General features: G+C 63.2%; 7 protein-coding genes. All 7 read left to right on the top strand.

The window, feature by feature from the left end:
* Positions 1-340 precede the first annotated feature (340 nt).
* The 7 genes from glgA to glgX are packed head-to-tail and all read left to right on the top strand — an operon-like array spanning position 341 to position 12963.
* Positions 341-1888 (top strand): glycogen synthase GlgA, encoded by a 1548-nt coding sequence (glgA, locus tag ISS99_RS04845; RefSeq protein WP_204630456.1) that lies wholly within the window; start codon positions 341-343, stop codon positions 1886-1888.
* Entirely contained in the window at positions 1885-4113 is a 2229-nt protein-coding gene (glgB, locus tag ISS99_RS04850; protein ID WP_204630457.1) for a 1,4-alpha-glucan branching protein GlgB, read from the top strand. Before glgA ends, glgB begins: the two co-directional genes overlap by 4 nt.
* Complete coding sequence (gene treZ / locus ISS99_RS04855) at positions 4113-5909, top strand: malto-oligosyltrehalose trehalohydrolase (protein ID WP_204630458.1); 1797 nt, start codon at positions 4113-4115, stop codon at positions 5907-5909. Before glgB ends, treZ begins: the two co-directional genes overlap by 1 nt.
* A complete protein-coding gene (gene malQ, locus ISS99_RS04860; protein ID WP_204630459.1) occupies positions 5890-7899 on the top strand; it encodes a 4-alpha-glucanotransferase in 2010 nt (669 codons plus the stop codon). Before treZ ends, malQ begins: the two co-directional genes overlap by 20 nt.
* Positions 7896-10625: a malto-oligosyltrehalose synthase gene (treY, locus tag ISS99_RS04865; RefSeq protein WP_204630460.1), complete on the top strand. Its 2730-nt coding sequence runs from the start codon at positions 7896-7898 to the stop codon at positions 10623-10625. The genes malQ and treY overlap by 4 nt, the downstream gene beginning before the upstream one ends.
* Positions 10600-10806 (top strand): DUF2934 domain-containing protein, encoded by a 207-nt coding sequence (locus ISS99_RS04870; RefSeq protein WP_204630461.1) that lies wholly within the window; start codon positions 10600-10602, stop codon positions 10804-10806. Before treY ends, ISS99_RS04870 begins: the two co-directional genes overlap by 26 nt.
* A gap of 15 nt (positions 10807-10821) precedes the next feature.
* On the top strand, positions 10822-12963 hold the full coding sequence (gene glgX / locus ISS99_RS04875) for a glycogen debranching protein GlgX (RefSeq protein WP_204630462.1): 2142 nt from the start codon (positions 10822-10824) through the stop codon (positions 12961-12963).
* Positions 12964-13104: the final 141 nt, after the last annotated feature.

A 13104-nucleotide genomic window follows, 5' to 3' on the forward strand; every position in this document is an offset into this window, starting at 1 on the left:
ATGCTTGCTCTCATTTGCGGTGCCGACTTAAATCTGCTCAATACGTGCTTGGTTCTGGAAATGCCAGCTTACAAAACTGCACCTTGCATCGTAAAAGTTACGTAGATGGAAAGTTTTTTTGCCACGTGCACGCATTCAGAAAAAAACTTCAAAAACTTCCCGCGCGCCTCATCGCGCGATCGCGACGATCGATTAAAGGCTAATTCAAGCTTTTTTTCACTTTACCGCATCGATAGTTGTACACAAGTTTGATGCTCGTGAATCTATCTTCCACATAAGCCATCGCGGCATATCCGGAAGACGTAGGGACGTCACGCGGAACCGTTACAGGAATATCTGGATGAATCACCCCAACACGTTGAGAACCCCTGACCCACGACAAAATCCCACTCCAAAAAGCGGCAAAACGGAACGCCAACACCCATCACCGTTGACCACGGCACCCGCCGTCGCCGACAACGACGTGACTGAAAAAATATTGTTCGTCACTTCCGAAATGAAGGATTTCATCAAGGCTGGCGGCCTTGGCGACGTCTCCGCGGCATTGCCGCGCGCACTCTCGAAGAATCACGACATTCGCGTACTGCTTCCCGGCTATCGCGCCGTACTGACATCGGGAGCGCACCTGAAGAAGGTCGGCCACACCCGCAAGCGCGGCGTGTTGCCGGCCTGCGACATAGCCGAACTGGTTACCGAGGATGGTTTGCACATCCTGGTGGTTTGCAACGATGCCTTGTTCAACCGCGAAGGCTCGCCCTACGTGGATGCCCACGGCGAGGGTTGGCAAGATAACGACGTGCGGTTTGCAACGCTTTCATCGGTTGCCGCAGATATCGCCAGCGGCCATGCAAACCTCGCCTGGCGCCCTGACCTGCTGCATCTCAACGACTGGACCTGCGCATTGGCAGCCTGCTACCTGGATTGGCGGCACGAAACGGTGCCGAGCGTGTTGACCATCCACAACCTTGCCTATCAAGGCGTGTTTCCGGAATCCGCCGCGCGGCGGATCGGCTTGCCGGACAAGGCCTCCGAATTGGATTTTCACGGCAGCGTGTCGTTCCTTCGCGGCGGGATGGTGCGCGCGGACTGCCTCACTACGGTCAGCGACAGCTACGCGCAACAAATTGTCGGCCCCGTATACGGCTGCGGCATGGACCGGCTGTTGGCTCGGCGTCGCAACGAGGGCCGCCTGGTCGGCATTCTCAATGGCATCGATCCGGACTGGAATCCGCTGCACGACTCCGCCCTGCCGGCGCCCTTCTCGATCGGTCAATGGGACAAGCGCAGGCAAAACACCGCCGACCTGCGCGAGGAACTCGGCCTGCAGGCCATTCCCGGCCCACTGTTCGTGTTCGTGTCGCGCATGGTGCATCAGAAAGGTTTGGACCTGGTCTGCGAGGCGGCACCGCAGATCATCGCCGCCGGCGGACAGCTCGCACTGATCGGTCGAGGCGAGCCGATGTACGAGCGCATGGCCAGCATGCTGGCGCGGCGTTTTCCCGGGCGGGTCTCCACCCACATCGGCTTCGACGAAGCCCTTGCCCACCGCATGTTTGCCGGGGCCGACTTTCTGTTGATGCCATCGCGCTACGAACCGTGCGGACTCAGCCAGATGTACGCGCAGGCTTACGGCTGCTTGCCGATTGCTCACGCTACCGGCGGGCTGATCGATACGATCGAGGACGGCGTGTCGGGGCTGCTGTTCGAACACGCGCGGGTCTGCGACCTGCGCAGCTGCTTGCAACGCGCGTTCCGCATTTACGCCGAGCCGTTGCTGCTGGATGCGATGCGCGGCGCGGCGATGCTGGAGAAACACGGCTGGAGCCACTCCGGCCAGCAATACACCAGCCTCTATCGCCAGCTGTGTGCGCACAAGGCGGCCGCATGAGAGTGGCAGTCGACCATCGCGTCAGTGCGCCGCCCCCGCACGAAGAGGTATTCCCCGCCGACATTGTCGAGGCGCTAGACCGCGGCCGTTGCTTGGTGCCGTTCGAATGGCTAGGCCTGCACGAGCGCAACGGAAACTGGTGGATTGCCCTGGTCGCGCACGGTGCAGGGTCGGTAGAGATTCTCGTCAAAGGCAGCGAGGCCCCGGTGCCGGCGCGGCGACTGGCGGAGGGCGTGTTCGCCGCTCGCCTCGCCGCGAAACCGGCGGACTATCGACTGCGCCTGCGTTGGCCGCAGGGCATCGAAACTACCGCCGATCCTTACCGGTTCGGACCCCTGCTATCGGAGGAGACGCTACAAGCCTTTCAGCGAGGGCAATTGCACAAACTTGCCGGCGTGCTGGGGGCGCAGCGGTGCGAAGTCGGCGATGTCGCTGGCGTGCATTTTTCGGTGTGGGCGCCCAACGCGCGGCGCGTGTCGGTGGTCGGCGACTTCAATCGCTGGGACGGCAGGCGCCACGTGATGCGCCAGCATGCCGATGCGGGCATCTGGGAAATCTTCATTCCTTACGTGGAAGCCGGCGCGGCCTACAAATTCGAATTGCTCGGCCAGCATGGCCAGTTGTTGCCGCTGAAAGCCGATCCCTGCGCCAAGCAGACCGAGTGCCCGCCGGCATCCGCCTCGGTGGTGGCGTCCCCGTTGTGGCACGCGTGGCACGACGGGTCGTGGCTGGCTCGTCGCCGCACGCTGCCTTTCGAAACAGCACCTTTGTCCATCTACGAAGTTCATGCACCCTCGTGGCAACGCGATGACGAAGGCGGCCGGCTGGATTGGGATGCGCTGGCGAAGCGGTTGATTCCCTATGTGCAGGATCAGAATTTCACGCACATCGAGTTTCTGCCAGTTAACGAATACCCCTTCGGCGGATCGTGGGGCTATCAGCCCACCGCCATGTACGCGCCCACGGCACGCCTCGGCAGTCCGGATGCGTTTGCGCGCTTCGTCGATTCGTGCCACGTGGCAGGTATCGGCGTCATCGTCGATTGGGTCAGCGCGCACTTCCCAGCCGATGAACACGGGTTGCGCGCTTTCGACGGTACGCCCCTGTATGAGCATGGCGATCCGCGCGAAGGCTACCACCAGGATTGGCACACCCTGATCTACAACTACGGGCGGACGGAAGTGCGCCAGTATCTGATCGGTAGCGCTTTGGCGTGGATCGATCGCTTTCACGTGGATGGTCTTCGCGTGGACGCCGTCGCCAGCATGCTTTATCGCGACTACAGCCGGGCCGAGGGCGAATGGATTCCCAACGAGCATGGCGGTCGCGAAAACCTCGAAGCCGTAACGTTTCTGCGCGACCTGAACAAGCTGATCAGCGAGGAGCACCCGGGCGTTCTGGTCATGGCGGAAGAATCCACCGCATGGCCCGGCGTTACGGAAAAACCCGAACGAGGCGGCCTTGGCTTCGCCTTCAAATGGAACATGGGCTGGATGCACGATGCGCTGGGCTACATCGGCCGGGATCCGCTGTTCCGGCGCTACCACCACGACGAACTCACCTTCAGCCTGGTCTATGCGTGGTCGGAGAAGTTCGTACTGCCGCTGTCGCACGACGAAGTGGTGCACGGCAAGGGTTCGCTGATTTCACGCATGCCGGGCGACCGCTGGCAGAAATTCGCCAACCTGCGCGCGTTCTACGGCTTCACCTGGGGCCATCCAGGCAAGAAGCTGTTGTTCATGGGGAGCGAGTTTGCCCAATGGAACGAGTGGCACCACGATCGCGCGCTCGACTGGCATCTGCTTGAAGACCCCTTGCACGTGGGCGTGCAGCGGTTGATCAGCGATCTCAACCGATTGCTTTATCACGAGCCCGCGCTGCATCGCTGCGACCACCAGCCTGAAGGATTTTCCTGGGCGGTGGCCGACGACACGCACAGCTCGGTGTTCGCCTTTCTCCGCTACGGAGGCGAAGGAGCGGCACCGCTGCTGGTGGTCTGCAATTTCACGCCGCAGGTGCGCAAGGATTACCGCATCGGGGTACCGGAAGCCGGCCCGTGGCGCGAGCTGTGCAACACCGACAGCAGCTATTACGGCGGCTCCAACGTGGGCAATGGCGGCGAAGTCTGCACCGAACAGATCCCCTGCCGCGGGCATCGGCACTCGCTCAACCTGTGCCTGCCCCCATTGGCGACACTGATCCTGAGGGCGGAGGGCAATCACTGATGGATATCGCTCGCGCGGAAGACATCGCCGTCGGGCTCGGCAGCACGTATGGCGCCATCGTGATCGATGCGGTACACGTGCGATTTTGCCTGTGGGCGCCAGATGCCGAACGGGTCGACCTGGTGATCGGCCACGTGCTGCATCCCATGCTTCCCGACAGCGATGGCAACTACACGCTGATTGTCCAGGCCAAGGCCGGCACCAGCTACTGTTATCTGATCAACGGCGAACATCGCATTCCCGATCCGGCCTCGCGTGCACAACCGGCAGGCGTGCACTGCGCCAGCGTGGTGGCCGATCCTTCGGACTACCTCTGGCAGCAAAGCGATTGGCAAGGCCTGCCCTGGCATCGCGCGATCATCTGCGAGCTGCACGTCGGTGCCATGGGTGGTTTCGACGGCGTGCGCCAATTGCTCCCGCGCCTGGCAGCCTGCGGCTATACGGCGATCGAACTGATGCCGATCGGCTCGTTCGAAGGCGAACGCAACTGGGGCTACGACGGCGTGTTGCCCTATGCGCCGGATGCAAGCTACGGCACGCCCGCCTCCTTGAAGGCGATGATCGACGAAGCCCATCGTCTCGGCCTGGCGGTGATTCTGGACGTGGTCTACAACCATTTCGGCCCGGTCGGCAATTACCTGCCGTTGTACGCCTCCCTCTTCTTTCGGCCGGAACTGCAGACGCCATGGGGCGCGGCCATCGATTTTCGCAAACCGCAAGTCGCCCGTTATTTCATCGACAACGCGCTGATGTGGCTGCATGACTACCGCTTCGACGGACTGCGCCTCGATGCCGTGCACGCGATCAAGCCGAAGACCTTTCTCGACGAACTGGGCAGCGCGATACGCAAATCCTGCGCAGCGGGGCGCGAGGTGTTCCTGATCGTCGAGAACGAAGCCAATCGCGCGGGCTTGCTGCGCGCCGATTACGACGCGCAGTGGAACGACGACGCACACAATGCACTGCACGTCATGCTCACCGGCGAGCACGAGGGCTATTACGCGGATTTTCAAGCCGATCCCACCGACAGCGTGGCCTGCGCGCTGAGCGAGGGCTTCGTATTCCAGGGACAACCCGATCGCCGCGGCATCAGGCGCGGCGAACCCAGCCGCGACCTGGCGCCGGCTTCGTTCGTGCTGTTCCTGCAAAACCACGATCAGATCGGCAATCGGCCGATGGGCGAGCGGCTTGCCAGCCTGATCGCGGAAGACGACCTGCGCGCGGTGACCGTGCTGGCAGCGCTAAGCCCGATGGTGCCGCTGTTCTTCATGGGCGAAGAATGGGGTTGCCGCACGCCGTTTTTCTATTTCACCGATTATCAGGATGAATTGGCCGAACGGGTGCGCGAAGGACGCCGGCGGGAGTTCGCGCATTTTTCCGGCTTCACCGATCCGGCCAGCCGCCTGCTCATCCCCGACCCCAATGCCGAAGGCACGTTCGAAGCCTCCGTGCCGCGGGTTGAAAACCCTACGCTGGCACGCACCTGGATACGCTGGTTCGAGCATTTGCTGTACCTGCGCAAGGAGCATCTTTGCGGCCGCCTGGCGCTCAGTCGTTCCCTGGGTACCACGGTGCTGGCCGAACGCGCCCTGCTTGCGCGATGGCGTCTTGCAGACGGATGCATCTGGGAGATCGCGCTCAACGTATCGCCGCGCGACGTAGCCTGGCATCGCAGCGACGGTGCGCGAATCATCTGGTCCGAGCCGCCCGATGCCGCTGGGCGACAGGAAATCCTGCCCGCCCACTCTGCCATGGTGTTGGCAAGCGAGATGCGCGATGACGACTTTGACGCTTGAAGCACGCGCACACGCGGCCGGCATCGAAACCCATTGGGTGGATGCCTACGGCGCGGCGCAGGAGCTTGCGGGCAGCACTATCGAAAGTCTGCTCGATGCCATGCGCTGGCCCTCGACCGACGCGTCATCCTGGCCACGCAGCTCATACCACCGCCACGCCTGCCCGGCTGGCGCGTCCAGCATGGTGACGGCCGACGCGGGTGGCACCGCACGGTTGCCGCTCGCGCCGGGGCATTCGTTGCCGGCAATCCTGCGCGACGAAACGGGTACCGAGCACGCGTTGCGGGTGGACGAGCAAGGCTGCTTCCAGGCACCGCATCGTTACGGCTATTACGAGCTTCACTATGGAACCGGCAGCTTGCAACTGGCGGTGGCGCCGTCACGTTGCTATGGCGTCGTGGATCGAATGCCAGCCGATCCGCCGCGCAGTTGGGGACTTGCCACCCAGGTTTATTCGTTGCGCCGCGATGGCGATGGCGGGCTCGGCGACAGCAGCGCCGTGGCCGACCTGGCCCGCTCGGTGGGCCGATCCGGCGGCGATGCACTGGCCATGAGTCCAATGCACGCGGTCAAGCGAACCGCGGCGGCATATAGCCCCTACACACCTTCGCATCGCCAGTTTCTCGACTGGGTCTATGCCGACCCCGCTCAGGTACTGGGCGAGCAGGCTGTGCGCGATGCGTTTGAGCAGGCCGGGATAGCCGCCGAATGGGAACGCGCGCAAAACACCACGCTGGTGGATTGGCCGGTCGCGTACGCATTGCGGCGCATCTTGTGGCAACAGTTGTATTGGCATTTCGAGCTGGAGCCGCACGGATTGCACGACGACCTCGAGATGTTTGCCACCCGCGGCGGCGAACTCTTGCGCACGCACGCAAGAATGGTCGCGCGCGAGGTGTTGCGCACGGCGCAGCTCAATGATCCGCAATCGATGTCCGCCAGTGCCATTCCCGAAGCCTTCCGCGCCGAGCAGGCCTTTGAAATCTTCGCGCAATGGCTGGCTGCGCGCTGCTGGCAGAAGACGCAACAAATCGCCCTGGAAGCCGGGCAGCACATCGGCCTGATCTGGGATCTTGCCGTCGGTTGCGATCCTGCCGGCAGCGAAGCGTGGGCTTATCGCGATTGCCTGCTGGAAGGCATGGAGCTGGGCGCACCGCCGGATGCCTTCAACGCCGACGGCCAATCCTGGGGCATCACCACCTTCTCGCCCTGGGGCTTGAAAGCATCGGGCTTTCGTCCGTTCATCGAATTGCTGCGCGCAAACATGCACCGCGGCGGCGGCTTGCGCATCGATCACGTAAGCAGCCTTTATCGCTTGTGGGTGATGCCGCAGGGCCTGGCCGCGCAAAGAGGGGGTTACTTGCGCTATCCCTTCGAAGACCTGTTGCGGCTGCTCGCGCTGGAATCGTGGCGCAACCAGTGCGTGGTGATCGGCGAGGACCTCGGCACCATTCCCGCAGGCTTGCGCGATACGCTGGCCGCACGCGGCGTGCTCGGCACCGACGTATTGTTGTTCATGCGTAACGCCGAGGGCGACTTCCTGCCACCTTCGCAATGGCGGCAACAGGCGGTCGCCACGACAACCACCCACGACCTTCCCCCTCTGCTTGGCTGGCGTGCCGCGCTCGACATCGAACAGCGCGCGCGCGTACAAGGCTGGCCGGACAGCCTGCGACTGGACCGGCAGAAGGAGCGCCAGTCCAGCGTGGAAAAGCTCGATCTCGCACTGTTGCAATGGCAGCAGCAACGCACTACGGGAATACCTGGACTCGGCAACCAGGTGTGCATGGATTACGTGCTCGACACACCGGCACAACTGGCACTGATTCCCATTGAAGACGTGCTTGGCCGCAGTGAACAGCCCAATCTCCCCGGCACCGTGCACGGTTACCCGAACTGGCGCCATCGCCTGCCGGCGGCGAGCGAGCAAACCCTGCAGTCGGTACTGCATCGCATCGACCAGCGGCAGCCTGGAGCGCGGACCTCATGACGGTCCTGCGCGCCACCGTGCGCCTGCAACTGAACCGCGACTTCGACTTCGCCGCCGCAGCCGCCGAGGTGCCGTACTTCGCGGCGCTCGGCCTTTCGCACATTTATCTGTCGCCGATCGCCATGGCGCGCCCGGGCTCGACCCACGGCTACGACGTGATCGATCCGGCAATCGTCAATCCCGAACTCGGTGGCGAGGCCGGGCTGGCCGCCTTGGTCGATCAGCTACATGCCCACGACATGGGCGCGATCCTGGACATCGTCCCCAATCACCTGGCCGCCGATCTCGCCAATCTATGGTGGAACGACGTGCTGGCACACGGCGAGGCCGGCACCTATGCCGGCTACTTCGACATCGAGTGGAACGCGCCGGAAGCCGAAGGGAAGTTGTGGCTGCCATGGCTGGATGTGCCGCTGGAGCAGGCCCTGGAAAACCGGCGTTGCGTACTCGCGCGACACACCGGCGGCGTCGGCCTGGGCCTTTGGTTGGACGAAGACGCGTTGCCTGTTTCCGAACGCAGCCTGCAATGGCTGTTCGAGCACGCAGGCATCGAACTTCCGCTTGCTGCCGGCGGCCGGTTGTTCGACGCCGTCAGGCTGCACGTGCAGGACGAGCCGAATCAGGCCTCCCTCGACCAGGCGATATCGGCTATCAATGCGGACACCGGCCTGATACGGGAATTCCTTGACCTGCAGCATTACCACCTGGGCCGCTGGCGTGACAGCGGCCAGCAGCTCAACTATCGCCGCTTCTTCGACATTCATTCCCTCGCCGGCTTGCGCATGGAACGCGACGAGGTTTTCGATGCGGTGCACGCCCTGCCCTTGCGCCTGATCGAGAACGGTTCGATCGACGGCTTGCGCATCGACCACATCGACGGACTGGCCCAGCCGGGACACTACCTGCGCCGCCTGCGGGAACGCGTGGATCAGTGTTCGCAGCGGGACCTGCAACGACACGTCACCCTGCACGTGGAAAAAATCCTCGCTGCGGGCGAAAAATTGCCCGATGACTGGCCGGTGGATGGCACCACCGGTTACGACTTCATGCAACAGCTTGGTTCGCTGTTACACGACCCGATTGGTTATGCCGAACTCTGCGATGCATGGTCCACGCTGATCGGCCGCCCTGCCGATTTTGCGCAGGAAGAACTCACCGCCCGGCAGTACGTGCTCAGCACTTCGCTCGCAGCCGAACTTTCGCGCTGTACGCGGCGCTTTCGCGAACTGGCCACGGCGCTTGATGACGACCGGGATGCGGAGGGAGTGCCCCGGGCTGCGGATACGGTGCGCGATGCACTGCACGATGTGCTGGCGGAGATGCCGGTGTACCGCAGCTACCTCGGCGACGACACGATCACCGCAACGGACCGGCAAGTGCTCGACCGTGCCTTTGCGCGGGCTGAAAAAGATGCGCCGCCGGACGACGAGTCCACGCGTGCCACGATCAAGCGCCATCTGCTGTTTACCGCTGAAAATACGCCTACACCGGGCCAGACGCGATTTCTTGAGGCATCGCGTTACAGCTTTGAACAACTGTCCAGCGCGCTCAACGCCAAGGCCGTGGAGGATACGGCGTTCTACCGGCACGGCGTGCTGCTTTCGCGCAATGAAGTCGGCAGCGCGCCCGCGCCGGCAGCGCCGGAGCCGGAGAGTTTTCATGCGGCCGCCCACGAGCGTGCGCTGCGCTGGCCGCGCTGGCTCCTGGCCACGGCCACGCACGATCACAAGCGAGGGGAGGACACACGCGCCAGGCTGGCCGCGCTTGGCGAGCGGCCGCAGGCTTTTCTCGAGGACTTCAACACCCTGTCCAAAGCATTCGGCAGCCGCGCCCAACCTTTTTCCTTCACCTTGTGGATGCTGCTGCAAACCTTGCTGGCCGCCTGGCCGCTGGACCTGCGCGCAGACGATGCGGCCGGCACGTTGTCGTTCGCCCAGCGCATCAAGGCGTGGCTGCGCAAGTCGGAACGCGAGGCCAAGCTGCATACGCACTGGACCGCGCCGGACGCGGATTACGAGGGGGCCTGCGACCTGCTGGTCGACGATCTGCTACGCGGTGCCGGCTACGCATCCGTGCGCAACGACCTGTGCCGTGCCGCGCACCGGCTCGATGCGGCAGGTGCACTGAATGGGCTGGTCTGCGCAACGCTCCATTTCACGGCGCCAGGCGTTCCCGACCTGTACCAGGGCACCGAATATTGGGACCAGTCGCTGGTCGATCCGGACAACCGACGCGCCGTCGATTACCACACACGCGCGCAAACGCTGAAGCAGACGCCGGATTTCAGCGCACTGCTGAAGCATTACCGCGACGGCGCCATCAAGCAGCATCTCATCTATCGCTTGCTGCAATTGCGCAAGGCGTGGCCGGGCCTGTTTGCCGAAGGTACATACCAGCCGATTCCGGCGGCCGGATCGCACAAGCAGCACGTTGTCGCCTTCGCGCGCAAACTCGGCCATCGGCAGTTGTTCGTGGCAGTACCTCGCCTGTGCTCAAACCACCTGGACCCGTCGGAACGCCCCATGGCCGATCCCGGCTTCTGGCTGGATACGCGCATCGAGGCTTTCGGCAACGATCCTGCCGGCACCTTTGTCGATGTGTTCACCAGCCGGCAGCACGCCGTAAAGGCGTGGGGTTGGCGAGCCGGCGACCTGTTTTTCGATTGGCCGGTGGCCGTACTGATTCCTTCGAGTCAAGCCGATGAGTCTCTTGCACTCCCCGGCTGAGCGGCAACGCCGGATCAGCGAAATCGCCCATCGCATCTGGGAGTCGGAAGGACGCCCGACCGGCCAGGCGCGCCGCCACTGGCAAATGGCGGAAAAGCTGGTGCAGGCCGAAGAACGCCAGGCCGCGTTGAAAAAGCCCGCCGATGAGAAGCCGTCCGTTCCTCCCAAGCACAACCCGTAACCGATGACCAAACCCATGCGCGCAGCTCGCCAAACCGGACCCACCACACACGCATCCACGCTCAAGGAAGGCCTGCCCTTTCCGCTGGGCGCCACCTGGGATGGCCTGGGCGTGAATTTTGCGCTGTTTTCGGCACATGCCACCCGGGTGGAACTGTGCCTGTTCGATGAGGACTGCAAAGAAACCGAGCGCGTCACGTTGCCCGAATATACCGACGAGGTGTGGCATGGCTACCTGCCCGATGCGCGCCCCGGGCAGCTCTACGGCTATCGCGTGCACGGCCCCTACGAGCCCGAGGCTGGACACCGCTTCAACCCGAACAAGCTCCTGCTCGATCCTTACGCGAAGCAGATCGTGGGCCAGCTGGAATGGAACGATGCCTTGTTCGGATACACCATCGGCCATCCCGACGACGACCTCAGCTATGACGAGCGCGACAGCGCACCGTTCATGCCCAAATCGCGCGTGATCGATTCGGCCTTCACCTGGGGCAATCATTACTGGCCCGGCGTGCCTTGGGATCGCACCATTCTTTATGAAGCCCACGTGCGCGGCTACACGGTGCTGCATCCAAACGTGCCGGACGCACTTCGCGGCACCTTTGCCGGCATGGCCCACCAGGAAGTCGTCGACTACATCCGCTCGCTGGGCGTGAGCTCGGTGGAGCTGCTTCCGGTGCATGCCTTTATCGACGAAAAGCATCTGTTCGACGTGGGCTTGCGCGATTATTGGGGATACAACACGCTCGGCTTCTTCGCGCCGCATGCGCGTTACATGGCCACCAACACCGTCGCCGAATTCAAGGAAATGGTGGCGCACTTTCACGAAGCGGGGCTGGAGGTGATCCTCGACGTGGTTTACAACCACACTGCCGAAGGCAACCACCTGGGCCCGACGCTCTCCCTGCGCGGCATCGACAACGCGACCTACTACCGGCTCGCCGAAAACCCGCGGCTTTACGTCAACGATACCGGCACCGGCAACACGCTCGATCTAAGCCACTCGCGGGTACTGCAAACCGTGATGGATTCCCTGCGCTACTGGGCAACGGAGATGCGCGTGGACGGCTTCCGTTTCGACCTGGCAACCATCCTCGGCCGCGAATCCCACGGCTTCGACCAGAGCGGCGGATTCCTCGATGCCTGCCGGCAGGATCCGGTGCTGGGCAGGGTCAAGCTGATTGCCGAGCCGTGGGATATCGGGCCGGGCGGTTATCAATCCGGAAAATTTTCGCCGGGTTGGGCCGAGTGGAACGATCGTTTTCGCAATGCGACGCGGGCGTTCTGGCGCGGCGACGAAGGTTCGCTGGCCGACTTCGCCACGCGGCTGACCGGCTCGGCCGACATTTTCGACCAGCGCGGGCGGCGGCCTTATGCCTCGATCAACTTCGTCACCGCGCACGACGGCTTCACCTTGCGCGACCTGGTGAGCTACAACGACAAGCACAACGAAACCAACGGCGAAGAAAACCGCGACGGCTCCAGCAACAACCTCAGCTGGAACCACGGCGCGGAAGGCGCCACCGACGCCCCCGACATCCTGCTGCTGCGCAACCGGCAGATGCGCAACCTGCTCGCCAGCGTGCTGCTGGCCCAGGGAACACCGATGCTATTGGCCGGCGATGAATTCGCGCAAAGCCAGGGTGGCAACAACAACGCCTATTGCCAGGACAACGAGATCACCTGGCTGGATTGGCAATCGGCCGTGGACTATCGCTCGCTGACCGATTTTGTGCGCCGACTCACCCGCCTTCGCTCCCATCACGCACTGTTGCGGCGAAATCGATTCCTGCACGGCACCATCGACGAAGACTCCGGCATCAAGGATGTGACCTGGCTGACGCCGGATGGCGAGGAATTCACCGAAGAGCGCTGGAACGATCCGCAATCGCGCTGCCTGGGCATGCTGCTGGACGGACGCGCCAACCCCAGCGGCGTGAAAAAGCCCGGCGTGGAAAGTACCTTGCTGCTACTGATCAACGCACACCACGAGGCGGCGACGTTCGTGCTGCCGAAGCTGCCGCCGCGTTCCGAATGGCGGCTATTGCTCAGCAGCGTTTCCGGGACGCGCAAATCGGGGTCTGCCGATCGGGCGAAGACGACATTGGAAGGGCGCAGCCTGATGCTGTACAAGACGCACCCGCCCGCGCCTTCCTGAAACACGAAGCGCTACGCGCCCGACCACAGCGACAAAGACGCCAGCTCCGCAAACACCTCGTACAAAAGCCCTGCCGCAAGAACGATCAAAAGCAGAATCTTCAACATCGGCTATCACACTCGGACGCGGTTGTCGCCGCGT

This window comes from Dyella mobilis, assembly GCF_016904945.1.
Taxonomy (GTDB): Bacteria; Pseudomonadota; Gammaproteobacteria; order Xanthomonadales; family Rhodanobacteraceae; genus Dyella_B; species Dyella_B mobilis.